Here is a 23,867-nt window from a genome sequence, read left to right as displayed (position 1 = left end):
CGTGTACCTCGCGGACTCCCGCGGCGCCGCGGCCGCCACCGCCCCGGACTCCGGTCCGGGGCGGCGGCCGGCCGCCGTGCCCGCCACCGTGCTGGCCCTGGGAGCGGTCAGCCTGATCACGGACGTCTCCTCGGAGATGGTCACCGCCGTCCTGCCGCTGTACGTGATCACGGGCCTGGGGCTGTCGCCGCTCGGCTTCGGACTCCTCGACGGCATCAACAACGGCGTCGGCGCGCTGGTGCGGCTGGCGGGCGGTCACCTCGCCGACCGCGGCGGGCGCCGGCACAAGGCGGTGGCGGGCCTCGGCTACGGCCTGTCGGCCCTGTGCAAACCCCTGTTGCTGCTCGCCCACACCCTCCCGGCGATCAGCGCCGTGCTCGCGGCCGACCGCACCGGAAAGGGGCTGCGCACCGCCCCCAGGGACGCGATGATCTCGCTGGCCACCGCGCCCGAGCACCGCGGGCGCGCCTTCGGGGTGCACCGCGCCATGGACACCACCGGCGCGCTGCTCGGACCGCTCGCCGCCTTCGCCGTGCTGCGGGCCACCGTCGACGGCTACGACGCGGTCTTCGCGGTGAGCGGCTGCGCCGCCGCGCTCGGCGTGCTCGTCCTGGTGCTCTTCGTGCCCCGGCACGCCACGGGCGCGACGGCGGCGATCCCCGCGCCGTCCGCACGGCGGCCTGAGCCGCGGCCGACGCTGCGGGACGCGCTCGGGCTGCTGCGCCGGCCGCGACTGCGCCGGCTCACCGTGTGCGCCACCCTGCTCGGCCTGACCACCGTCAGCGACTCCTTCCTCTACCTGCTCCTGCAACGCGACGGCGACCTGCCCGCCCACCTCTTCCCGCTGCTGCCGCTGGGCACCGCCGCCGTCTTCCTGACCCTGGCCGTCCCCGTCGGCGTCCTCGCCGACCGGGTCAGCCGCCGCCGGCTCTTCCTCGCCGGGCACGGCCTGCTGCTCGCCGGCTACGGGCTGGTCCTGAGCCCCTGGCACGGCGTCCCGGCCGTGATCGCCGTCCTCGTGCTGCACGGCGCGTTCTACGCGGCGACGGACGGCGTCCTCGCGGCCGCCACCGCCGGCGCCGTCCCACCACAGCACCAGGGCGCCGGGCAGGCGCTCGTCGGCACCGGACAGGCGCTCGCCCGCTTCGCCTGCTCGCTCGCCTTCGGCGCGGCCTGGAACCTGTGGGGCCCGCGCACGGCGCTCGCCCTCACCACGACCGCGCTGGCGGTCGGCGCCGTCGCCGCCGCGTTCGTCCTGCGCGGCGCCGACGAGGTGACCGCATGACCAGAACGAGCCGCCTGACGATCCTGCTGGCCGCCGTCCTGCTCCTGGGGACCGTCGGCGCCGGGGCCGTGCTGCACGCCGCCCACCGGTCCGGGCAGCGCGACCGGCAGCAGGCGGACGGTCCCCGTGTGCGGACCGGCGCCGTCTCGCTCCGGCCCGCGGGCGGACGCCGGCTGCTGGTGCGCAACCTCGCCTGGGGCCCGCACCGCGACGAGATCGCCACCGTGCCCGCCGACCGTCCCCAGGGTCCGCGCACCGCCTCGGGCGTCAAGTGCCTGCGCTTCCACGCGGCGGCCGGCACCGGCATCTGCCTACAGGCCGTGCACGGCGCGCTGAGCGACGGCTACCGGGCCGTGGTGCTCGACGCGCACCTGCGCGAACGACACCGGTTCCCGGTGGCGGGCATCCCCACCCGGGCCCGGGTCTCGCCCTCCGGGCACCTGGCCGCCTGGACGGTCTTCGTCAGCGGGGACTCCTACGCCGGCACGGACTTCTCCACCCGCACCGCCGTCGTCGACACCCGCACCTGGGCGATCGACGACAACCTGGAGACCTTCCGCATCGTCAAGGACGGCCGCCCGTACCAGGCCGCCGACACCAACGTCTGGGGCGTCACCTTCGCCGACGACACCCGCTTCTACGCCACGCTGGCCACGGGCGGCCGCACCTACCTCGTCCGGGGCGACCTCGCCGCCCGCACCCTGACCACCCTGCACGGCAACGTGGAATGCCCCTCCCTCTCCCCGGACGGCACCCGCGTCGCCTACAAGAAACGGGTCGACGGCGCCTCGCCCGACGCCCCCTGGCGCCTGTACGTCCTGGATCTGCGCACGATGCGGGAGACGGCGACCGCCGAGTCGCGCAACATCGACGACCAGGCCCTGTGGTCCGACGACTCCACCCTCGTCTACGCCCTCCCCGGCGACTACGGCTCGGACCTGTGGAGCGTGCCCGCCGACGGCGCCGGCGCGCCCCGCACCCTGATGACCTCCGCCGTCGCCCCGGCCTACCTGGGCTGACCCGGCCTGGCGCCTCAGGCGACCAGCGCCCGGCCGCGTCCGAGGCGTTCCAGGAGTCCGGCGCGGTGCAGGTCGGCCACGGGGGCCAGGAGGTCGGGATGGCGCAGCAGGGCCGCCGCGGCGCGATCGCGGTCGTCGGGCGCGACCAGCCGCCCGAAGCCGGTCGGCGTGTCCGGTTCGTGCTCGCCCTGCGCGAGCGCGGCCACCGCCGCGGCGGCCAGGTCCACGTCGCCGAGCAGACAGGCCGCCCAGCTCGCCACGACCTCGTCCACCCACGTCCGCCAGGCGTGGTCGTCCGGCGACGCGCCGGCGTCGGCGTCCGCGCCGCTGATCCGGTCCAGGCGCCCCGAGCCGCCCGGGCCCGCCAGGCCCAGCAGGGCGGCGTCCGCGGCGGTGGGACAGCACAGCCGCGCCGCGACCGTCGCCGCCTGGCGGGCCTGCGCCTCGCACAGCGCGTCGGCGAGCGCGCCGCCGCTCGCCGGGAAGGCCCGCGTCAGCCAGTGCGCGGTGGCGGCGACGATCGGGGAGAGGTCAGCGAACACGGCGGGCCGTCCGGGGTGTGGGGCAGCGAGGAGCAGCGAGGATCGACGGTCGACGGGGCAGGGCGGCGAGGGGGCCGCGGAGCAGGCGGGGGGACTGTCCAGAACCGTAGCCCGGGACCGCCGCGCGACGACATGTGTCCTCGGCCACAGCGCCGGCAGCCGCCGCGCCCGGTCCTCCGGGGCCGCCTTCCGGGATACTGGAGCGGTGCCGCAGCCACCGCAGCCACCCGCCCCGGTCCCGCCGCAACCCGTCACGCCCGACGCACCGGGCGCGATCGCCCGTCCGCTGCTCACCCAGTCCTGGCTCGACCTGACCTTCCTGCACTGGGCGGCCGATCCGGCGGACGTGGCCCCCCTGCTGCCGCCGGGTACCGTCCCGGACACCCTCGACGGCGTCACCTACGTCGGCCTGGTGGCGTTCCGGATGCACCGCGTGGGCTGGTTCCGCCTGCCGGGCGTGCCCTATCTCGGGTCCTTCCCCGAGACGAACGTCCGGCTGTACTCGGTCGACGCGCAGGGGCGCCGGGGCGTGGTCTTCCGCTCGCTGGACGCCTCCCGCCTGGTGCCGGTGGCCGTGGCGCGGACGGGCTTCCGGCTGCCCTACGCCTGGGCGCGCATGTCGATCGACGTCGACGGCGACACCGTCGTCTACACCAGCCGCCGCCGCTGGCCCGCGCCGCGCGGGGCGTGCAGCCGGATCGCGGTGCGCGTGGGCGAGCCGATCGGCGAACCCACCGCGCTGGAGCACTTCCTGACGGCGCGCTGGGGTCTGCACAGCGCCTTCCTCGGCCGGTCGATGTACCTGCCCAACGCGCATCCGCGCTGGCCGCTGCACCGGGCCGAGCTGGTGGAGTGCGAGGAGGACCTGATCGCGGCGGCGGGTTTGCCGGCGCCCGTGCGGGATCCGGTCAGCGTCCTGTACTCGCCGGGCGTCCCGGTCCGCTTCGCCCGCCCCGCCCGCCGGAGCGGAACGGCGGGCATCCCGACGCCCTGACCCACGGCGGCGGGGACCGCACCGCCTCCGCCACCGCCTCGCCACCGCCATGGACGCTCCCGACCGGACGGCGGCGCAGGGCGTGTCCGCCGGAGGCGGCGGGGGAGCTCGTCCGCCGCCGGGGTTGTTATGACCGCTGTCATGGCGGATGCTGCTGCCGGACGACACCGGCGCACGGGGCACGACGCGGACGCCGCCGAGGACGACCGACGGGGAGGACCGGGGAGTGGGCGACACCGTCGCACGGGCGATGTGGGAGAGGTTCGAGCCGGTCCACCAGCTCGTCTACTTCGCCCCCGAGGTACGCGAGGCGGCCGACGGCCTCGGGATGCGCGGCTACTGGATGGGGTACTTCGCCCTGCGCGCGGCGCCCCTCGGGCCCGCTCCCGCAGCGGTCGTCACCGGCTGTTTCCACGTCTTCCACCCCGACCGGGTGGCGCGAGCACTGCCCGACGCCTGGACGTTCGCCTCCCCCCGGCAGGTGCTGCGGGCGCGCGAGCGAGCCGTCGACGCGGCGATGACCGGCCTGTACGGCGAGGACGTCGTGGCCTCCGCCGACATGGCCGAGGCCGCCGACCTCGCCTGGCGGGCCGCCGGGGCCGCGGACACGGCCGGGCGCGTGCTGAGCGCCGCCAACCAGGCCCTGCCCCGCCCCGCACAGCCCCACGTCCGGCTCTGGCAGGCCCTGACCACGCTGCGCGAGCACCGCGGCGACGGCCATGTCGCGGTGCTGGTGAGCCGTCGGCTGGGTCCGGTCGCGGCGATGGCGCTCAAGAGCGCGGCGGGGGAGACCGACGCGGAGTTCCAGCAGCGCACCCGCCAGTGGGACGCCGACGCGTGGCGGGCGGCCCGGACGGAGCTCGCCGAGCGCGGCTGGCTCGACGGCCGGGGACGCCTCACCGCGGCCGGGTCGGACGCCCGCGCACGGATCGAGGCCGACACGGACGCCGCCGCGGCGGGGCCCTGGGGCGCCCTGGGCGCCGACGCCACCGCCCGCCTCGCCCACCTGCTCGAACCGCTCGCCCGCACCGTCCTGGACTCCGGGCTCCTGCCCGCCGCCAACCCGGTCGGCCTCACGGACGACACGTGGGGTTCTCCCGTCTGAGGGGTCGCTCCGGCCGGGGGCGGCTCCCGGCGCCCTCGGCTCCCCGTTCCGCGGGCGATCGCGGGGAAGCGGTCCGCCGCCCACCCGGTGCGGACGGCGTCCGGGGCGACAGCGCCGGGCCGCCCTCAGTAGGCTCCGACCCATGCGGATCTCGGTCTCCTCGGACATGGACGAGCCGGTCGCCCGGGCCCTGGTGGCCGAACTGCGCGGCCGCGGGCACGACGTCGTCCCGCACGGCGCGCTGCGCAGCGGCGACGACCCGCGGTGGGCGGTGTGCTCGGAGGCGGCGGCCCGGGACGTGGCCGACGGCACCTGCGATCAGGCCGTGGTGTGCTGCTGGACCGGCACCGGCGCGTCCATCGCCGCGAACAAGGTGGCCGGCGTCCGGGCCGCGCTGTGCGTCGACGCCGGCACCGCCGACGGCGCCCGCCGCTGGAACGACGCCAACGTCCTCGCGCTGAGCCTGCGCCTGACGTCGGAGCCGCTGCTGAAGGAGATCCTGGACGCCTGGTTCGCCGCCGAGGCCGGCGGGGACGCCGAGGACCGGTTCAACGTCGCCCACATCGAGGGCCTCGACGCCGGCAGGGCGGGCTCCCCGGGGTAGGGGCCGTCCCGCAGCCCCACACCCGCATGTCGCCCCCGCCTCCTCCCGGGCGCGGCGGATCCTCCGGGAGCCACGCGGTCCGCCCCGGTGACGCGGCAGCCGCCGGCCACCGGATCCGGACGTGGCAGCCGACGGGCAGCGGGACGGCTGGGACGGAGGCGCTCCGGCGGCCCGGACAGGGCGCACGGACCGGGGCTCACGGCGCAGAACGCGGGGCAGGAGGCGGACCGTCGTGCGCCCTGGCACGGGCTCCCGCACGGTGCTTACAGTGGTCGGCCAGCCCCGCGGCCCGACCGGTGGGGCGAGCCCCACCCCCTCGTGGTCACCCGTCCCGTCCGGCGCCGTCCGGGCCGCACGGCTCCGCACACCGGCGCGGCTCCCCGGGCGACGGGCGCGGCGACCACCCACGCGACAGGCACCATCCGTGACACCGCTCGGGCCGCGCGTGGGCCGCCCGCGGCACGAGCGCGCGTCGAGAGCCCCTGGAGGCCGCTGTGTCCCGACCGTGCATCGCCCTGATCGCCGACCCCACCTCGCCCGAAGGCTGCCGTGAATACCTCGCCGACGCCGTGGAACTGCTCACCGGCGCCCCTCCCGTCCGGGTCGACTCCCGGCACTTCGCGACCGGCGGCACCGGCCGCGGCGTCCGGCACGGCAGCCGGTTACGCCTGCAGGTCCCGGAGCAGCGGCTGGACTTCGTGCCCGACGTCGTCGTGCTCTACGAGATCCCGCCGCACCACCGGCGTGCCCTCGCCGGCTTCCAGCGACTCCTCGCGAGCCACGGCGTGGTGACCCTCGCCGCCGGTCCCGACGCCTGGCGGACCGCCACCGAGAAGAACCTCACCGTGGAACGCTTCCGCCGCGACGGCATCGCCCAGATGGAGACCGAGGTGCTGTCGCGGCCCACCCCGAGGCAGGCGGCCGACGCGTTCGAGCGGCTCGGCCGCGACACCTGGGCCAGGCCCGTGATCGGCACCGGCGGCAACGACACCTTCCATGTCGACACCGTCGCCCGGCTGGAGCGCGCCGCCGCGTACTACGCCGACCGCGGCACGGACTGGATGCTGTCCCGGGACGCCGGCAACGTCACCGCCGACGGCCTGCGTCACCAGTTCCGGGTGTTCGTCCTCGGCGAGCGGGTCCTGCACGCCCGCGAGCACCTTCAGCCCGCCACCGACACCCCCTGCAACACCTGCCAGGGCGCCACCGCCGTCCACCTGGCCCCGTCGGACCTCCCGCCCCGGCTCGCCGAACTCGCCGTCGCGGCCACGGCGTCCGTGGGGCTGCCCTTCGCCGGCGTCGACCTCGCCGCGGAGAACGGCGGGGTCGTCTTCGAGGTCAACGTGCAGCCCGCCTTCGTCGACGGCGAACGCGAACTGCACGCCGTGGCCGTGCCCTACGTCCAGGCCCACCTGAACGCCCTGGCGCCGGCCCACGGCGGTCCGCACCGGGGGGTCACAGCTTCAGCGTGAACCAGGTCGTCTTGCCCTCGTCCGTCGGCCGCACCCCCCAGTCGGCGGCGAGGGCCCGCACGAGCATCAGACCGCGGCCCGACTCCGCGTCCTCGACCGCCGTGCGGGGCTGCGGCAACTGCGGGCTGCGGTCGCTGACCTCGACCGTGAGGTCGGTGGCGGTGCGGTGCAGATGCACGCCGACCGGGCCCTCGGCGTGCTGGACGGCGTTGGTCAGCGTCTCCGACAGCAGCAGGAGCGCGTCGTCGGCGCTGTGCGCGCAGTTCCACCCGGTCAGCGCCGTCCGCAGAAAGGCACGCCCCTGCGGCACCGAGGCCGCGGTGGCCGGCAGGTGCGTCGTGACGGCGGCCAGCGGCGCGGCCGGCAACTGCGCGAGCAGCAGTGTGACGTCGTCGTTGTGGCCGTCGGCGTCCGGCAGCAGACCGGCGAGGACATGGTCCGCCGCGGCCTCCAGACACGGCGTGCCCACGAACAACTGCCCCAGCAGTCCCGTCAGTTCCCCGATGCGCACCTCGATGTCGCTGCCCGGCGTCTCGATCAGGCCGTCCGTGTACAGCACGAGCGTGGCCCCCGGCGGTATCTCCGAGCTCGACTGCTCGTAGACCACGTCGCCCACGCCGAGCGGGGCGTTGACCGGACAGGACAACTGGGTGATGCCCTCGCCGAGCCCGGCGACCAGCACCGGCAGGTGCCCCGCCGAACAGACCGTCACCGTGCCCGCGTCCGGCGCGATCACCAGATAGCAGCAGGTGACGAGCTGGTCGGGCACGTCGAGGTCGGCGACGCAGGTGTCCAGCGCCCGCATCAGCTGCCGCGGTTGCATCCCGGTCTTGGCCAGTGCGTGCGCGGCCGACCGCAACTGGCCCATCACGGCGGCCGCTTCCAGCCCGCGGCCCATGACGTCGCCTATCAGCACGCCCACCCGGTCGGCGCCCAGCGGGATCAGGTCGAACCAGTCGCCGCCCACCCCCGCGCCCTGGGTCGCCGGCCGGTAGCGGCTCGCGGTGGCCAGACCGGGCAGCGCGGGCGGCGTGCCCATCAGGCTGCGCTGGAGGGTCAGCGCGATGTGCCGCTGCTGTTCGTACAGGACCGTGAGCTCGGCCTCCGCGCGCTTGCGGTCGCTGATGTCGCGCACGATCGCGCAGGCCCCGACCACCTTGCCGTGGGTGTCCCGGGTGGGCCACAGGGTGACGTCCACGTCCAGCAGCGCCCCGGACTTCGTCAACCGCAGCGTCTCGTAGTGCTCCACCTTCTCCGCGTGCCGCAGCCGCTTGAGCAGCTCGCGGACCTCGCCTCGCAGCTCCGGCGGGGCCAGCAGCGAGACGTGCCGGCCGATGGCCTCCTCGGCGGTGTAGCCGTACAGGCGCTGCGCGGCCGCGTTCCAGTAGGTGATGTACCCGTCGAGGGTCTTGGCGAGGATTGCGTCCTGCGACGACTCCACGAGCGCGGCCAGCTCGTTGATCCGGGCCTCGGCGGCCTTGCGGTCGCTGACGTCGCGCACGGCGGCCGACACGAGCAGCCCCTCCGCCGTCTCCAGCGGACTCAGGCTGATCTCGACGGGGAACTCCGTGCCGTCCTTGCGCAGCCCGTGCAGTTCGAGACCGGCGCCCATCGGCCGCACCTGGCGGTTGGCCGTGTACCCGCGCCGGTGCGCGGTGTGCTGGTCGTGGAAACGGTGCGGGATGAGCAGCTCGACGGGGCAGCCGAGCAACTCCTCGCGACCGTGCCCGAACAGCGCCTCCGTCTGAGCGTTGACGAGCTTGATGATGCCCGTGTCGTCGACGATCACCATCGCGTCCGGCGCCGCCTCCAGCAGGCCCCGGAAGCGTTCCTCGGCCCCGCCGAGCGCGTTGTCCGGCCCTCCCGCCACACAGGCGCACCGTTTCTGCTCCGCTTTCGCCGGTCCGCCCTTCTTCGTGTCCTGCCTGGCGTTCTGCTGCGCGACGCCCGCCCCCGCCCCTGCCCCCGTGCCCGTGCGCCGCGCCGGCTCCGCCCGCATCACCTCGGCCATGTTCCACCTCATCCTGCACGACGAATCAGGCCATCTCAGCGCCTTCACGCCGCCGCCGCGCCGCGTTGTCGTTTACTGTCCGGGGCCTGTCCGAACATGAACGCCGCCGAACTGATCACGATTGGAGAAGCGCCGGCCCCGGCCCCCCGGCTAGCGTGGCGTCGAACGCCACGACCCGGGCGACGCCGGCACGGACCGGGCGGTCCGCGCGACGGAGGAGAGACGATGAGCATGGCCCACAGGACGCAGCCCCAGCCGCCCGCGTCGCACGTCGCCGACAGCCACGACCTGATCCGGGTGCACGGGGCGCGCGAGAACAACCTCAAGGACGTCAGCATCGAGATCCCCAAGCGCCGGCTGACGGTGTTCACCGGGGTCTCCGGTTCCGGCAAGAGCTCACTGGTGTTCGACACGATCGCCGCGGAGTCGCAGCGGCTGATCAACGAGACCTACAGCGCCTTCGTGCAGGGCTTCATGCCGAACCTGGCGCGTCCCGAGGTCGACGTGCTCGACGGGCTGACGACCGCGATCATCGTCGACCAGCAGAGACTGGGCACCGACCCGCGCTCCACCGTGGGCACCGCCACCGACGCCAACGCGATGCTGCGCATCCTCTTCAGCCGGCTCGCGCAGCCGCACATCGGGCCGCCCAGCGCCTACTCCTTCAACACCGCCTCCGTGCGGGCGAGCGGCGCGATCACCGTGGAGCGCGGCAACAAGAAGGCGGTGAAGGCCACCTACACCCGCACCGGTGGCATGTGCCCCCGCTGCGAGGGCCGCGGCACGGTCTCCGACATCGACCTCACCCAGCTCTACGACGACAGCAAGTCCCTCAACGAGGGCGCGCTGACGATCCCCGGCTACAGCATGGAGGGCTGGTACGGCCGCATCTTCTCCGGCTGCGGCTTCTTCGACCCGGACAAGCCGATCAACAGGTTCACCAAGCGGGAACTGCACGACCTGCTCCACAAGGAACCGACCAAGATCAAGGTCGAGGGCATCAACCTGACGTACGAAGGGCTGATCCCGAAGATCCAGAAGTCGATGCTGTCCAAGGACATCGACGCGCTCCAGCCGCACGTGCGCGCCTTCGTCGAACGCGCGACGACGTTCTCCGTCTGTCCCGAGTGCGAGGGCACCCGGCTGAGCGAGGGCGCGCGGTCGTCCAGGATCGACGGGGTCAGCATCGCCGACGCCTGCGCGATGCAGATCAGCGACCTGGCCGAGTGGGTCCGCGGGCTCGACGACCCGTCGGTGGCCCCCCTGCTCACCGCGCTCCAGCACTCCCTCGACTCGTTCGGGGAGATCGGCCTCGGCTACCTCTCGCTCGACCGCCCCTCGGGCACCCTCTCGGGCGGCGAGGCCCAGCGCGTCAAGATGATCCGCCACCTCGGCTCCTCGCTCACCGACGTCACCTACGTCTTCGACGAGCCCACCACCGGTCTGCACCCGCACGACATCAGCCGGATGAACGACCTGCTGCTGCGCCTGCGCGACAAGGGCAACACGGTGCTCGTGGTGGAGCACAAGCCGCAGACGATCGCGATCGCCGACCACGTGGTGGACCTCGGACCCGGCGCTGGCACGGGGGGCGGCAGCGTCTGCTTCGAGGGCACCGTCGACGGGCTGCGGGCCGCCGACACGATCACCGGCCGCCATCTCGACGACCGGGCCGCCGTCAAGGAGACGGTGCGCAAGTCCACCGGCGCGCTGGAGATCCGGGGCGCTTCGGCGCACAACCTGCGGGACGTGGACGTCGACATCCCGCTCGGCGTGCTGGTGGTCGTCACCGGGGTGGCCGGCTCGGGCAAGAGCTCGCTGGTGCACGGCTCGGTGCCGCGCGGCGAGGGCGTCGTCTCGGTCGACCAGGGGGCCATCCGCGGCTCGCGGCGGAGCAATCCGGCCACGTACACCGGTTTGCTCGACCCGATCCGCAAGGCCTTCGCCAAGGCCAACGGGGTCAAGCCGGCGCTGTTCAGCGCCAACTCGGAGGGCGCCTGCCCCACCTGCAACGGCGTCGGCGTCGTCTTCACCGACCTGGCGATGATGGCGGGCGTCGCCACCACCTGCGAGGAGTGCGAGGGCAAGCGGTACCAGGCCTCGGTCCTGGAGTACCGCCTCGGCGGGCGCGACATCAGCGAGGTCCTCGCGATGCCGGTGACCGAGGCCGCGGAGTTCTTCGGCGCGGGCGAGGCGAGCACCCCGGCGGCGCACCGCGTGCTGACCCGGCTGGCCGACGTCGGCCTCGGCTACCTGAGCCTGGGCCAGCCGCTCACCACGCTCTCCGGCGGCGAGCGCCAGCGGCTCAAGCTGGCCACCCACATGGCGGACAAGGGCGGCGTGTACGTCCTGGACGAGCCGACCACCGGCCTGCACCTCGCCGACGTCGAGCAGTTGCTCGGCCTGCTGGACCGCCTGGTCGACGCGGGCAAGTCGGTCATCGTGGTGGAGCACCACCCGGCGGTCATGGCGCACGCCGACTGGATCGTCGACCTCGGCCCCGGCGCCGGGCACGACGGCGGCCGCGTCGTCTTCGAGGGCACGCCCGCCGACCTGATCGCGGCCCGCTCCACGCTCACCGGCGAGCACCTCGCGGCGTACGTCGGGGCCTGACCGTGCGCCCGGCGTCCTTCCGGGCCGGGCCCGCGCGCCGTGCGTAGGCTTGCCGTCATGTCACCGCGTTCCGTCCCGACCGCCCGGCCGGCGAGCGGCCGCGAGGCCGCGGGGATCGTCGGATGAGCCCGCCTCCCTCGGCCCCCGGCGCGGCCGCCGCCCGGCACACCGGGGCGTCACCGCGCCGCCGGCGGCCGCTGTCCGCGACCCTGACGGAGGTCGTCCTCGACGACGGGCGCGTGGTGATGGTCAAGCGGGGCGAGGATCCGGGCGCGACCGCCGCCGAGGCCGCCGGGTTGCGCTGGTTGGCGGCCGCCGGGGCCGTCCGCGTCCCGGCCGTGCACGGACACGACGACCGCTGGCTGGTGACCGACCGTGTGCCGACCGGCGCGCCGGACGCCCGGGCCGCCCACCGGCTGGGCCGCGACCTGGCGGCCCTGCACGCCGCCGGGGCCCCGGCGTTCGGCGCCGCTCCGCCCGGAGGCCCGCTCGACGCGTACGTCGGCCGGGCCCCGATGCGCAACGAGACCGGCGACGACTGGCCGGCCTGGTACGCGGAGCAGCGTGTGCTGCCCTACGTCCGCTCGGCCGTCGCCGCGGGCACGCTCGGCCCGGCCGAGGCGTCCCGGATCGAGCGCCTGTGTCTGCGTCTGCCGGAGCTGGCCGGGCCGCCCGAACGGCCCGCCCGCCTGCACGGCGACCTGTGGAACGGCAACGTGCTGTGGGGCGTGGACGGTGAGGCTCGCCTCATCGACCCGGCGGCCCACGGCGGTCACCGGGAGACCGACCTGGCGATGCTGAGTCTCTTCGGCTGCCCCCACCTGGACCAGGTGCTGGCCGGATACCAGCAGGTCGCCCCGCTCGCCGACGGGTGGCGCGGGCGGGTCGGCCTGCACCGGCTCTTCCCCCTGCTCGTGCACGCCGTGCTGTTCGGCCGTGCGTACGCGCGACAGGCGCTCGCGGTGGCCGAAGCGGCCCGGTGAGGGCCGCTCGAGGGAGGAAGGCGCGGGAGGCGGGGCGCCGTTTCGGGGGAGCGCTCAGTGGGCGCCCAGACCGCCGCCGCCGAACGAGCCGCTGCTGCCCCGGCTCCAGCGCGGCCGTTTCTTGTCCGAACTCGACCGGGTCTGCATGTTGGTCAGCTCGTACGGGGTGAGGGGACGGCCGCCCTCCGCCGTCCGGGGCACCTCGTCGGGTTCCCGGTTCTCACGGATCTCGTGCACGGCGCCGCCCGGCGGGAGATGCGGCTGCTCCTCGGGGCGCGGCCGTGCCGACTCGCGCGACTTGACGCGGGCGCCCAGCCAGAAGCCGCCGCCGAGCACGGCGAGGAGAGCCATGCCGACCACGAACAGCCCGAGACTGAGCAGGCCGCTCGCGGCGGCCAGCTGTTGGCTTGCGGTAGTCATACCGTGTGAATACCCACCGAAAACGGGACGAACCGTCCAGGTGGAGCGCCGGTCGGACGGCCCCCGCGGGCCTCGGCGGGTTTGGCCGCGGGCTCCCCGGCTACCCGCCCCCTGTGACTACGACGACATCCCAACAGGAACTCTTCCGGTTCCTGGAGGACCGCTTCGCGTGCGCCCAGGCGTGCACCGAGTGCGCGCGCGCCAGCGCGCTGCGGGCGAGCCTCGTGGATCCGGACGGAAGAGAGCACCAGGAACTGGTACGGCGCAAGGGCATCATGTGCGCGGAGGTCTGCGACGCCACCTGCCGTGTGCTGTCCGAGGAGAGCGCCACGGACGAGGCCGGCATCCGGGCACAGCTGGAGTGGTGCCGGACGGTCTGCCTGGAGAGCGCGCACGTCTTCGACCGGCAGCCGGGGGCCGAGGAGAGCGCGGCCGCGTGCCGCGCCTGCGCCCAGGCCTGCACCGACTTCATCGCCACGCTGCGCTGAGCCGGCGCGGCGGCTCCGGGGCCGCGCGCCCCGGGTCCCGTCGTCGCTCCCGTGTCGGGTCGAGTGGCCGCTCGCGTGTCCGGTCCTCGCCATTCCCAATTTCTGGAACACGTTCTACGGTGTGCGCCGTCAGGACACCGGCCTTGGGAAGCCAGGAGGCGCCGTGCACCTCGACCACACGCCCGAGCAACTGCGGTTGCGCACCGAACTGCGCGCCTACTTCGCCGAGTTGGTGCCGGACAACGCCTACGCCCGGCACGCCGACCCGGTCGCCGCCAAACGTTTCTACCGCACGACCATCCGGCGTCTCGGCGAGGACGGCTGGCTCGGCGTCGGCTGGCCCAAGGAGTACGGCGGGCGCGGCCTCACACCCATCGAGCAGTTCGTCTTCTTCGACGAGGCCGCGCAGGCCGGCGTGCCCCTGCCCCTCATGGCCCTGAACACCGTCGGGCCGACGATCATGCGGTACGGCACCGACGAGCAGAAGTCGTATTTCCTTCCCAAGATCCTCGCCGGCGAGATCGACTTCGCCATCGGCTACAGCGAGCCCGACGCGGGCACCGACCTCGCCGCGCTCAGGACGCGCGCGGTGCGCGAGGGCGACGAGTACCTCGTCAACGGGCAGAAGATCTGGACGACCAACGGCGACACCGCGGACTGGGTGTGGCTGGCGGTGCGCACCGACCTCGAGGCGCCGCCGCACAAGGGCATCACGATGCTCCTGGTGCCGACCACCGACCCCGGCTACTCCTGCACGGTCATCCGCACGCTCGCCTCGCACGACACCACCGCCAGCTACTACGAGAACATCCGCGTCCCCCTCTCGCGGCGGGTGGGCGAGGAGAACCAGGGCTGGCGGCTGATCACCAACCAGCTCAACCACGAGCGCGTCACGCTCGCCGCACACGGCACGATGGCGATCCGCGCCCTGCACGACGTCCAGCGCTGGGCGGGCGAGACCAAACTCGCCGACGGCCGCCGGGTGGTCGACCTGCCCTGGGTGCGCCGACGGCTGGCCCAGACCCATGTGAAGCTCGACGCGCTCAAGCTCCTGAACTGGCAGATGGTCGGCGCCCTCCAGAACGGCACCCTGACCCCGCAGGACGCCTCGGCCGTGAAGGTCTACGGCTCCGAGGCCCGCCGGGACGCCTACGGCTGGCTGATGGAGGTCGTCGCGGCGCCCGGGGCGCTCCAGGAGGGCTCGGCGGGCGCCGTCCTGCACGGCGAGCTCGAACGCGGCTACCGGTCCGCCGTGATCTTCACCTTCGGCGGCGGCAACAACGAGATCCAGCGGGAGATCATCTCCTGGATCGGCCTGGGGATGCCGCGGGTGCGGCGCTGACCCCGGGCGGGGCCGCGCCGCGGGCGGGGGAGGGGCACTGGTGCCGGCCGAGGAGCTTGGCCACACTTTCGGCATGACGTCCGACCCGGGGCTGTTCGGCCCGACCAGCGTGACCTGGCAGGCGCACGACGATCCGATGATGTGGGTCGCCGGGATCCGGGCGCTCTACCTCCAGGCCCTGCACCCGCGCGCCGTGCGCGGCGTGACGCAGAACTCCGACTTCCGGCGCGACGCCTGGGGCCGGCTGATGCGCACCGCCGACTTCGTCGGCACCACCACCTACGGCACCGCCGAAGACGCCGAGAAGGCGGGTGCCCGCGTCCGCCGGATCCACCGCCTGCTCTCCGCCACCGACCCCGACTCCGGAGAACGCTACGGAGTCGACGAACCCGCCCTGCTGCTGTGGGTCCACTGCGCCGAGATCGACTCCTATCTGCACGTCCTGCGCCGCTCCGGCTACCCGCTCTCCGACGCGGCCGCCGACCGCTACATCGGCGAACACCGCGTCAGCGCGCGCCTGGTGGGGCTCGATCCGGAGACCGTGCCCGGTGACCGGGCCGCCATGGAGGCGTACTTCGAGAATGTCCGCCCCGAACTCGCCGCCGGCGCCGAGGCGCGCGAGGTGGACGACTTCCTGCTCCGGCCGCCGATCCACCCGTTGCTCGTGCCGGCGCGCGCCCTGCTGTGGCGGCACGTGGCGCGGCTGGCGTACGCCTCGCTGCCGCCGTACGCCCACGAGCTGTACGGCAGACGCGCCCCCGATCCCGCCACCGTCACCCGCCGGCTGCGCACCACCGGGGCCGTGCTGCGCCGTGTTCCCGCCCGTCTTCGCCGGCAGCTCCCGCCCAAGCACATCCTGCGGGCCGTGGACCGGCTCGGCCCCGAGGCCCGTCCGGCACCGCAGAAAGCGCGGCCGTAGGCCGCCTGCCGGAAACCGCCCCGCCGCCGGGCGGAGCGGTCCGGGCCCGTGGCGAGAACGTCGAGTGCGTCCAGGTGCGTCCGCCCCCGGCGATCGCGAGGTCGGCCCTGATCCCAGCTCGGCCTGCCGCCCACGTCGGCCGCGAGGCTCGTCCGCTTCGACCATGCCGCCCACCGCCTGATCGCGGGCGAGGCCGCCGCCCGGGCCGCGGCCGAGGCGGGCTACGCCGACCAGTCCCCTCTGCGCCGGGACGTCAGGGCGTTCACCGGGTCGCCCACGCGGCCGTGGCCGGCGAACCGTTCCTCGCCGTGGACGACATGGCGTGGCCCGACCGCGCGTCGCCCCGCGCGCGGCCGCGTCTCCGGGGACCTGCGGACCGGCCCCCCCCCCGCGGAGGGGGGAGCGGCCGCCGCGGTGAACGTCGCGGCGGTCCGGCCGTCCTGCCGGTCCCGGCCCTGCTCCCGGTCCAGCGCCCGCTCCGGATCCCGGTCCGTGGAGCGCGGACGGCCCCTGGCCGACCTTGATCGCCTCGTGTTACCAAGAACCATGCCAGCACACGAGGGACACCCGGGACACCACGGACACCACGGACGCGACGGAAACGACGGAAACGACGGACGCGAGGAGCGCGCGGGACGCGAGGGGCCGGCAGGGCCCGGGAAGGCGCAGGGGCCCGGGGAGAGGCGCTCCTACGACGTCGTCGTCGTGGGCGGCGGCCACAACGGCCTGGTCGCGGCCGCCTACCTGGCCCGGGCCGGACGGTCGGTGCTGGTGCTGGAGCGGCTCGACCACACCGGCGGCGCCGCCGTCTCCACCCGTCCGTTCGCCGGCGTCGACGCCCGGCTGTCCCGGTACTCGTACCTGGTCAGCCTGCTTCCCTCGAAGATCGTGCGGGACCTGGGGCTGCGCTTCCACGTCCGCGGCCGCACGATCTCCTCGTACACGCCCGTGGAGCGCGCCGGACGGCCCACCGGACTCCTGGTGGGCGGGGGCGAGGAGCGCACCCGTGAGGCGTTCGCGCGGCTCACGGGCGGCGAGCGCGAGTATGCGGCCTGGGAGCGCTTCTACGGCATGACCGGACGGCTCGCCCGGCGGGTCTTCCCCACGCTCACCGAACCCCTGCCCACCCGCGACGAACTGCGCCGCACGGTCGACGACGAGGAGGCCTGGCGGGTCCTGTTCGAGGAGCCGATCGGCGCGGCCGTCGAGGAACGCTTCGCCGACGACCTCGTGCGGGGCGTGGTCCTCACCGACGCCCTCATCGGCACCTTCGCCGACGCCCACGACCCGTCCCTGCGGCAGAACCGCTGCTTCCTTTACCACGTGATCGGCGGCGGCACGGGGGCGTGGGACGTGCCCGTCGGCGGGATGGGCGCCCTCACCGACGCCCTGGCCGCCGCCGCCCGGGACGCGGGAGCCGTCCTCGCCACCGGACACGAGGCCGTGCGCATCGACACGGACGGCCGCAGCGCCGAGGTGACTTATCGCAGCGCCGACGGCGAGGGCGTCGTCGCCGCCCGGCACGTCCTGGTGAACGCCTCCCCGCAGGCGCTCGCGGCCCTCGCCGGCGACGAGCCGCCCGCCCCCGCCGAGGGCGCCCAGCTCAAGGTGAACATGCTGCTCAAGCGGCTGCCGAGGCTGCGCGACAGCTCCGTCGACCCGCGGGAGGCGTTCGCCGGGACCTTCCACATCGCGGAGGGCTACGAACAGCTCGCCGCCGCCCACGCCCAGGCCGCCGCCGGCGATCTGCCGGCCGCCCCGCCCTCGGAGATCTACTGCCACTCCCTGACCGACCCCACCATCCTCGGCCCCGACCTCGCCGCGGCGGGATACCAGACGCTGACGCTGTTCGGGCTGCACACGCCGGCCCGGCTCTTCCGCGCCGACAACGACGGCGTGCGCGAGGAACTGCTGAGGTCGACCCTCGCCCAGCTCGACGCGCACCTGGCCGAACCCCTCGCCGACTGCCTGGCCCTGGACGCCGACGGCCGTCCCTGCATCGAGGCGAGGACCCCGCTCGACCTGGAGCGCGACCTCGGACTGCCGGGCGGCAACATCTTCCACCGCGAGCTGTCCTGGCCGTACGCGGACGACGGCGCCGGCCGCTGGGGCGTGGAGACCCGGCACGGCAACGTGCTGCTGTGCGGGGCCGGCGCGGTGCGCGGGGGAGGAGTGAGCGGGGTGCCGGGGCACAACGCGGCGATGGCCGTGCTGGAGGCGCCCCGGGATCCGGACCCAACAATCTGACGGTCTATCAGAAAAGCTCTTCCGTCGTCCGCGCCGCTGCGGCATCCTGCGCCCATGCAGACGGAGCTGAGCACACAACTGGGAGTCGAGCACGCCGTCTTCGGCTTCACGCCGTTCCCCGCCGTCGCCGCGGCCATCAGCCGCGCGGGCGGCTTCGGCGTGCTCGGCGCGGTCCGGTACACCGCCCCGGACGACCTCAAACGCGACCTCGACTGGATCGAGGCCCACGTCGACGGCAAGCCGTACGGGCTCGACGTCGTCATGCCCGCCAAGAAGGTCGAGGGCGTCAGCGAGGCCGACGTCGAGGCGATGATCCCCGAGGGGCACCGGGACTTCGTGCGCGACACCCTCGCCAAGCACGGCGTCCCCGAGCTGGCCGAGGGCGAGGCCGCCGGGTGGCGGATCACCGGGTGGATGGAACAGGTCGCCCGCAGCCAGCTCGACGTCGCCTTCGACTATCCGATCCGGCTGCTGGCCAACGCGCTCGGCTCGCCGCCCGCCGACGTCGTCGCCCGCGCCCACGACCACGACGTCCTCGTCGCCGCGCTGGCCGGGAGCGCCCGGCACGCCCGCAAGCACCGGGACGCCGGCATCGACGTCGTGGTCGCCCAGGGCTACGAGGCGGGCGGTCACACCGGCGAGATCGCCTCCATGGTGCTCGTCCCGGAGGTCGTCGAGGCCGTGGACCCGCTGCCCGTGCTGGCCGCCGGCGGCATCGGCAGCGGACGGCAGGCCGCCGCCGCCCTCGCGCTCGGCGCCCAGGGCGTATGGCTCGGATCCGTCTGGCTGACCACGTCCGAGGCCGACCTGCACTCGCCCGCCCTGACCCGCAAGCTCCTCGCGGCCGGCTCCGGCGACACGGTCCGCTCCCGCGCCCTGACCGGGAAACCCGCCCGCCAGCTGCGCACCGAGTGGACCGACGCCTGGGACGACCCCGAGGGACCGGGCACCCTGCCCATGCCCCTGCAAGGCCTGCTCGTCGCCGAGGCCGTCTCCCGCATCCAGAAGTACGAGGTCGACCCGCTGCTCGGCACCCCCGTCGGCCAGATCGTCGGCCGGATGAACGAAGTCCGCAGCGTCCAGGCGGTCTTCGACGATCTCACCCGCGGCTTCGAACGGGCCGTGGACCGCGTCAACCGCATCGCCGGAAGGAGCGGCCAGTGACCAGCACACCCCCCGCGGGCTTCTGGGCCCAGGCGGCCCAGGACCCCGACCGCACCGTCCTGATCGCGCCCGACGGCCAGGAGTGGACCGCCGGCCGCCTGCACGCCGCCGCCAACCGGCTCGTGCACGGTCTGCGCGCCGCCGGTCTGGAACGCGGCGACGCCTTCGCCGTCGTCCTGCCCAACTCGGCCGAGTTCTTCACCGCCCATCTGGCCGCCACCCAGGCCGGGTTCTACCTCGTGCCCGTCAACCACCACCTCGTCGGCCCCGAGATCGCCTGGATCGTCTCCGACTCGGGGGCCAAGGTGCTCGTCGCCCACGAGCGGTTCGCCGACCAGGCGCGCCGGGCCGCCGACGAGGCCGGCCTGCCCGCCACCCACCGCTACGCCGTCGGCGCGGTCGACGGCTTCCGGCTGTACGCCGAACTCCTCGACGGACAACCGGAGTCGGCCCCCGCCGAACGCACGCTCGGCTGGGTCATGAACTACACCTCGGGCACCACGGGCCGCCCGCGCGGCATCCGTCGCCCGCTGCCCGGGAAGCCGCCCGAGGAGTCCTACCTCGGCGGCTTCCTCGGCATCTTCGGCATCAGGCCCTTCGACGACAACGTGCATCTGGTGTGCTCGCCGCTCTACCACACGGCCGTGCTCCAGTTCGCGGCAGCGTCCCTGCACCTGGGTCACCGGCTGGTCGTGATGGACAAGTGGACGCCCGAGGAGATGCTCCGTCTCATCGACGCCCACCGCTGCACCCACACCCACATGGTCCCCACCCAGTTCCACCGCCTCCTGGCCCTCCCGCAGGACGTACGGGCGCGCTACGACGTGACCTCCATGCGGCACGCCATCCACGGGGCCGCGCCCTGCCCCGACCACGTGAAGCGGGCGATGATCGACTGGTGGGGCGCCTGCGTGGAGGAGTACTACGCGGCCAGCGAGGGCGGCGGCGCGTTCGCCACGGCCGAGGAATGGCTGAAGAAGCCCGGCACGGTCGGAAAGGCCTGGCCCATCAGCGAGCTGGCGATCTTCGACGACGACGGCGAGCGGCTGCCGCCCGGCGAACTCGGCACGGTCTACATGAAGATGACCACCGGAGGCTTCGCCTACCACAAGGACGAGGACAAGACGAGGAAGAACCGCATCGGCGACTTCTTCACCGTCGGCGACCTCGGGGTCCTCGACGAGGACGGCTATCTCTACCTGCGCGACCGCAAGATCGACCTGATCATCTCCGGCGGCGTCAACATCTACCCCGCCGAGATCGAGTCCGTGCTGCTCGCCCACCCCGCGGTCGCCGACGCCGCCGCCTTCGGCATCCCGCACGACGACTGGGGCGAGCAGGTGAAGGCCGTCATCGAGCCCGCCCCCGGCCGGCGGCCCGGCCCGGACCTCGCCGCCGAGCTCCTCGCCCACTGCGCCGAGCGGCTGGCCGGGTACAAGCGGCCCAGATCCGTCGACTTCATCGCCGAGATGCCCCGCGATCCCAACGGCAAGCTCTACAAGCGGCGGTTGCGCGAGCCGTACTGGGAAGGCCGGACCCGCCCGGTGTGAGCGGTCGGCCCCGCCCTCGGCCCGGGGCCCGCGCTCCGCTCCGACTTGACCTGCCCCGGCCGCCGTCCCAGGATCATGAGCCATGACGCCCGGACATGGCAGCACGGTCGACGGGGTGCTGCGGCGCAGCGCCCGCCGCACCCCGGCGCGCGTGGCGGTCGAGTACCGCGACCGCACCTGGACCTACGAGGGACTGGACGAGGCGGTCTCACGCGCGGCGAGCGTCCTGCTCGCCGCGGGCCTCGCCCCCGGCGACCGGGTCGGGGCCTACGGCCACAACTCCGACGCCTACCTCCTCGCGTTCCTGGCCTGCGCCCGCGCGGGGCTGGTCCACGTCCCGCTCAACCAGAACCTGACCGGCGACGAACTGGCGTACCTGGTCTCCCAGTCGGGCAGCTCGCTGGTCCTGGCCGACCCGGACCTGGCCGGCCGGCTGCCCGACGGCGTGCGGACCGTGCCGCTGCGCGACGCCGACGACTCGCTCCTCGCCCGGCTGGCCGCCGCCCCCGTCCACGACGGTCCCGAGCCGCGCACCGACGACCTGGTGCAGCTGCTCTACACCTCCGGCACCACGGCCCTGCCCAAGGGCGCGATGATGACCCACCGCGCCCTGGTGCACGAGTACCTCAGCGCGATCGCCGCCCTCGACCTGAGCGCCGGCGACCGTCCCGCGCACGCCCTCCCGCTGTACCACTCGGCGCAGATGCACGTCTTCCTGCTGCCCTACCTCGCGGTCGGCGCCACGAACATCGTGCTGGACGCCCCCGACGGCGACCGGCTCCTCGACCTGATCGAGACCGGCCGCGTCGACAGCCTCTTCGCGCCGCCCACCGTGTGGATCGCCCTGACGAACCGCCCCGACTTCGCCACCCGTGACCTGAGCGGCCTGCGCAAGGCCTACTACGGGGCGTCGGTCATGCCGGTGCCGGTCCTGGAGCGGCTGCGCGAACGACTGCCCCGCCTCGCGCTGTACAACTGCTTCGGGCAGAGCGAGATCGGCCCGCTCGCCACCGTCCTCGCCCCCGACGAGCACAAGGGGCGCATGGACTCCTGCGGTCGCACCGTCCTGTTCGTGGACGCCCGCGTGGTCGACGAGGACGGCGTCGACGTCCCCGACGGCACCCCCGGCGAGATCGTCTACCGGTCCCCGCAACTGTGCGAGGGCTACTGGGAGAAGCCCGAGGAGACCGCCGAGGCGTTCCGGGACGGGTGGTTCCGTTCGGGCGACCTCGCCGTGCGCGACGCCGACGGCTACTTCACGATCGTCGACCGCGTGAAGGACGTCATCAATTCCGGCGGTGTGCTGGTCGCCTCCCGGCAGGTCGAGGACGTCCTCTACACCCACGAGTGCGTCGCCGAGGTCGCCGTGATCGGTCTGCCGGACGAGAAGTGGATCGAGGCGATCACGGCGGTCGTCGTGCCACGGGGCGAGGTGTCCGAGGACGAACTCGTCGCCCTCGCGCGCGAGAAGCTCGCCCCGTTCAAGGCTCCCAAGCGGGTGCTCTTCGTGGACGAGCTGCCCCGCAACGCCAGCGGCAAGATCCTCAAGCGCGAGCTGAGGGACCGGTTCGGCGCATGACGCCCGCGGCCGTCATGGCGCCGGCCGTCCCGGCGCCACCGGCCGTCATGAGGCGCGCGGGCGCTCGTCCACGATCCGCCTGATCTTGCCCACCGACCGCTCCAGCGACTCCGGTTCGACGATCTCGACGGCGACCGACACACCGATGTCGTCCTTCACGGCCGCGGCGACGGCGCGCGCGGCCGCCTCGCGGTCCGCGGGCGTGGCGTCAGGGCGGGCCTCGGCGCGGACCGTGAGGGCGTCGAGCCGTCCCTCACGCGTCAGACGGAGCTGGAAGTGGGGCGCCACGCCCGGGGTGCGCAGCACGATCTCCTCGATCTGGGTGGGGAACAGGTTCACCCCACGCAGGATGATCATGTCGTCGCTGCGCCCGGTCACCTTCCGCATCCGCCGGAAGACGCGCGCCGTGCCCGGCAGCAGGCGGGTGAGGTCGCGTGTGCGGTAGCGCACGACCGGCATGGCCTCCTTGGTCAGCGAGGTGAACACCAGCTCGCCCTCCTCGCCCTCCGGCAGGACCTCGCCGGTGATCGGGTCGACCACCTCCGGGTAGAAGTGGTCCTCCCAGACGTGCAGACCGTCCTTGGTCTCCACGCACTCCTGCGCCACGCCCGGCCGGATCACCTCCGACAGCCCGTAGACGTCGACGGCGTCGATCGCGCACCGCTCCTCGATCTCGCGCCGCATCCGCTCGGTCCACGGCTCCGCGCCGAAGACCCCCACGCGCAGCGAGGTGGAGCGGGGGTCCACGCCCTGGCGTTCGAACTCGTCGAGCAGCGTGAGCATGTAGGACGGGGTCACCATGATGACGCGGGCTTCGAGGTCCAGGATGAGCCGGACCTGACGGGAGGTCATGCCGCCGGACGCGGGGATCACCGTGCAGCCGAGGCGCTCGGCGCCGTAGTGGGCGCCGAGTCCTCCGGTGAACAGGCCGTAGCCGTAGGCCACGTGGACGGTGTCGCCGGGCCGCACCCCCGCCGCCCGCAGCGAACGGGCCATCACGTCCGACCACATGGACAGGTCGGCGTCCGTGTAGCCCACGACGGTCGGCCGGCCGGTCGTGCCGCTGGAGGCGTGGATGCGGCGCAGGCGGTCCCGGGGGACGGCGAACATCCCGTACGGGTAGTGCGCCCGCAGGTCGGCCTTGGTGGTGAAGGGGAAGCGGGCGAGGTCGGCGAGGTCGCGGCAGTCGTCCGGGTGGACCCCGGCCCGGTCGAACGCCTCGCGGTAGAAGGGGACCGATGCGTAGGCGCGACGCAGCGAGGTCCGCAGCCGCTCCAGCTGCACCGTGCGCAGCGCGGCCTCGTCGAGGCGCTCGCCCTCGTCCAGCAGGTTCCGCTCATCCGTCATGGGACGTCTCCCTCACCGACCTGTCCCGGCGGTGCGGGACGCGCGGCGCGGATCCCTTCCCGCACCGGACGGCCCCGCCGCCGGACGATCCCGACACCGAACTGTCTCATTCCGGGCGACCGATCATTCGGTCGACCTTCTTGCCGATCAGTAATCCAGGCCCGCGGACGTCGGGCAAGAGGC

Annotated in this window: 19 protein-coding genes; 15 read left to right on the top strand and 4 right to left on the bottom strand. The window is 74.3% G+C overall.

Annotation, left to right across the window (positions count from 1 at the left end):
* Position 1: 1 nt before the first annotated feature.
* Positions 2-1,285 carry an MFS transporter gene (locus KMS84_RS06545; protein WP_256915104.1) on the top strand — a complete coding sequence of 428 codons (1,284 nt, stop codon included), beginning with the start codon at positions 2-4 and terminating at the stop codon, positions 1,283-1,285.
* The gene (locus KMS84_RS06540) at positions 1,282-2,304 is read left to right on the top strand and encodes a TolB family protein (protein ID WP_256915103.1); all 1,023 of its coding nucleotides are present in this window, start codon (positions 1,282-1,284) and stop codon (positions 2,302-2,304) included. The genes KMS84_RS06545 and KMS84_RS06540 overlap by 4 nt, the downstream gene beginning before the upstream one ends.
* 14 nt (positions 2,305-2,318) lie before the next feature.
* On the opposite strand, the gene KMS84_RS06535 is transcribed toward KMS84_RS06540, so the two are convergent.
* On the bottom strand, positions 2,319-2,846 hold the full coding sequence (locus KMS84_RS06535; RefSeq protein ID WP_256915102.1) for a hypothetical protein: 528 nt from the start codon (positions 2,844-2,846) through the stop codon (positions 2,319-2,321).
* Positions 2,847-3,051: 205 nt separating this feature from the next.
* On the opposite strand from KMS84_RS06535, the gene KMS84_RS06530 reads away from it, so the two are divergent.
* From KMS84_RS06530 to KMS84_RS06515, 4 genes are all read left to right on the top strand, one after another.
* Positions 3,052-3,840, top strand: coding sequence for a YqjF family protein (locus KMS84_RS06530; protein WP_256915101.1), 789 nt, complete (start codon positions 3,052-3,054; stop codon positions 3,838-3,840).
* A gap of 148 nt (positions 3,841-3,988) precedes the next feature.
* Entirely contained in the window at positions 3,989-4,945 is a 957-nt protein-coding gene (locus tag KMS84_RS06525; protein WP_256915100.1) for an SCO6745 family protein, read from the top strand.
* A 142-nt stretch (positions 4,946-5,087) separates the two neighbouring features.
* A complete protein-coding gene (locus KMS84_RS06520) occupies positions 5,088-5,549 on the top strand; it encodes an RpiB/LacA/LacB family sugar-phosphate isomerase (protein ID WP_256915099.1) in 462 nt (153 codons plus the stop codon).
* 494 nt (positions 5,550-6,043) lie between these two features.
* Positions 6,044-7,021: an ATP-grasp domain-containing protein gene (locus KMS84_RS06515; protein WP_256915098.1), complete on the top strand. Its 978-nt coding sequence runs from the start codon at positions 6,044-6,046 to the stop codon at positions 7,019-7,021.
* Here KMS84_RS06515 and KMS84_RS06510 read toward each other — a convergent pair.
* Positions 7,005-9,032 (bottom strand): PAS domain S-box protein, encoded by a 2,028-nt coding sequence (locus tag KMS84_RS06510; RefSeq protein WP_256915097.1) that lies wholly within the window; start codon positions 9,030-9,032, stop codon positions 7,005-7,007. The genes KMS84_RS06515 and KMS84_RS06510 overlap by 17 nt on opposite strands.
* A gap of 225 nt (positions 9,033-9,257) precedes the next feature.
* Here KMS84_RS06510 and KMS84_RS06505 point away from each other — a divergent pair, with 225 nt between their 5' ends.
* Positions 9,258-11,645, top strand: coding sequence for an ATP-binding cassette domain-containing protein (locus tag KMS84_RS06505; protein WP_256915096.1), 2,388 nt, complete (start codon positions 9,258-9,260; stop codon positions 11,643-11,645).
* A gap of 122 nt (positions 11,646-11,767) precedes the next feature.
* On the top strand, positions 11,768-12,628 hold the full coding sequence (locus KMS84_RS06500; RefSeq protein ID WP_256915095.1) for a fructosamine kinase family protein: 861 nt from the start codon (positions 11,768-11,770) through the stop codon (positions 12,626-12,628).
* A 54-nt stretch (positions 12,629-12,682) separates the two neighbouring features.
* On the opposite strand, the gene KMS84_RS06495 is transcribed toward KMS84_RS06500, so the two are convergent.
* Positions 12,683-13,048, bottom strand: coding sequence for a DUF6479 family protein (locus KMS84_RS06495; protein WP_256915094.1), 366 nt, complete (start codon positions 13,046-13,048; stop codon positions 12,683-12,685).
* Positions 13,049-13,161: 113 nt separating this feature from the next.
* On the opposite strand from KMS84_RS06495, the gene KMS84_RS06490 reads away from it, so the two are divergent.
* From KMS84_RS06490 to KMS84_RS06460, 7 genes are all read left to right on the top strand, one after another.
* Positions 13,162-13,536 (top strand): four-helix bundle copper-binding protein, encoded by a 375-nt coding sequence (locus tag KMS84_RS06490; protein ID WP_256915093.1) that lies wholly within the window; start codon positions 13,162-13,164, stop codon positions 13,534-13,536.
* A gap of 163 nt (positions 13,537-13,699) precedes the next feature.
* Entirely contained in the window at positions 13,700-14,878 is a 1,179-nt protein-coding gene (locus tag KMS84_RS06485) for an acyl-CoA dehydrogenase family protein (RefSeq protein WP_256915092.1), read from the top strand.
* A gap of 73 nt (positions 14,879-14,951) precedes the next feature.
* Positions 14,952-15,797 (top strand): oxygenase MpaB family protein, encoded by an 846-nt coding sequence (locus KMS84_RS06480; RefSeq protein ID WP_256915091.1) that lies wholly within the window; start codon positions 14,952-14,954, stop codon positions 15,795-15,797.
* Positions 15,798-16,343: 546 nt separating this feature from the next.
* A complete protein-coding gene (locus KMS84_RS06475) occupies positions 16,344-18,044 on the top strand; it encodes a phytoene desaturase family protein (RefSeq protein ID WP_256915090.1) in 1,701 nt (566 codons plus the stop codon).
* A 54-nt stretch (positions 18,045-18,098) separates the two neighbouring features.
* Positions 18,099-19,208, top strand: a complete 1,110-nt coding sequence (locus tag KMS84_RS06470) for an NAD(P)H-dependent flavin oxidoreductase (protein ID WP_256915089.1) — start codon at positions 18,099-18,101, stop codon at positions 19,206-19,208.
* A complete protein-coding gene (locus KMS84_RS06465) occupies positions 19,205-20,758 on the top strand; it encodes an acyl-CoA synthetase (protein WP_256915088.1) in 1,554 nt (517 codons plus the stop codon). The genes KMS84_RS06470 and KMS84_RS06465 overlap by 4 nt, the downstream gene beginning before the upstream one ends.
* A gap of 82 nt (positions 20,759-20,840) precedes the next feature.
* The gene (locus KMS84_RS06460; RefSeq protein WP_256915087.1) at positions 20,841-22,337 is read left to right on the top strand and encodes an acyl-CoA synthetase; all 1,497 of its coding nucleotides are present in this window, start codon (positions 20,841-20,843) and stop codon (positions 22,335-22,337) included.
* Positions 22,338-22,382: 45 nt separating this feature from the next.
* Here the strand turns inward: KMS84_RS06460 and paaK are convergent, their stop codons facing one another.
* On the bottom strand, positions 22,383-23,684 hold the full coding sequence (paaK, locus tag KMS84_RS06455) for a phenylacetate--CoA ligase PaaK (protein WP_256915086.1): 1,302 nt from the start codon (positions 23,682-23,684) through the stop codon (positions 22,383-22,385).
* Positions 23,685-23,867 lie beyond the last annotated feature (183 nt).

Source organism: Streptomyces hilarionis (assembly GCF_024539675.1).
GTDB classification, from domain to species: Bacteria; Actinomycetota; Actinomycetes; order Streptomycetales; family Streptomycetaceae; genus Streptomyces; species Streptomyces hilarionis.
This window is presented reverse-complemented; position numbering and strand designations above follow the sequence as displayed.

What these genes read in the sequence shown, in the direction of transcription:
- KMS84_RS06520 (WP_256915099.1), top strand. Translation starts at nt 5,088, where the DNA reads ATGCGGATCTCGGTCTCCTCGGACATGGACGAGCCGGTCGCCCGGGCC.
- KMS84_RS06505 (WP_256915096.1), top strand. Translation starts at nt 9,258, where the DNA reads ATGAGCATGGCCCACAGGACGCAGCCCCAGCCGCCCGCGTCGCACGTC.
- KMS84_RS06460 (WP_256915087.1), top strand. Translation starts at nt 20,841, where the DNA reads ATGACGCCCGGACATGGCAGCACGGTCGACGGGGTGCTGCGGCGCAGC.
- KMS84_RS06480 (WP_256915091.1), top strand. Translation starts at nt 14,952, where the DNA reads ATGACGTCCGACCCGGGGCTGTTCGGCCCGACCAGCGTGACCTGGCAG.
- KMS84_RS06500 (WP_256915095.1), top strand. Translation starts at nt 11,768, where the DNA reads ATGAGCCCGCCTCCCTCGGCCCCCGGCGCGGCCGCCGCCCGGCACACC.
- KMS84_RS06540 (WP_256915103.1), top strand. Translation starts at nt 1,282, where the DNA reads ATGACCAGAACGAGCCGCCTGACGATCCTGCTGGCCGCCGTCCTGCTC.
- KMS84_RS06525 (WP_256915100.1), top strand. Translation starts at nt 3,989, where the DNA reads ATGCTGCTGCCGGACGACACCGGCGCACGGGGCACGACGCGGACGCCG.
- KMS84_RS06475 (WP_256915090.1), top strand. Translation starts at nt 16,344, where the DNA reads ATGCCAGCACACGAGGGACACCCGGGACACCACGGACACCACGGACGC.
- KMS84_RS06510 (WP_256915097.1), bottom strand. Translation starts at nt 9,032, where the DNA reads ATGGCCGAGGTGATGCGGGCGGAGCCGGCGCGGCGCACGGGCACGGGG.
- paaK (WP_256915086.1), bottom strand. Translation starts at nt 23,684, where the DNA reads ATGACGGATGAGCGGAACCTGCTGGACGAGGGCGAGCGCCTCGACGAG.
- KMS84_RS06495 (WP_256915094.1), bottom strand. Translation starts at nt 13,048, where the DNA reads ATGACTACCGCAAGCCAACAGCTGGCCGCCGCGAGCGGCCTGCTCAGT.
- KMS84_RS06470 (WP_256915089.1), top strand. Translation starts at nt 18,099, where the DNA reads ATGCAGACGGAGCTGAGCACACAACTGGGAGTCGAGCACGCCGTCTTC.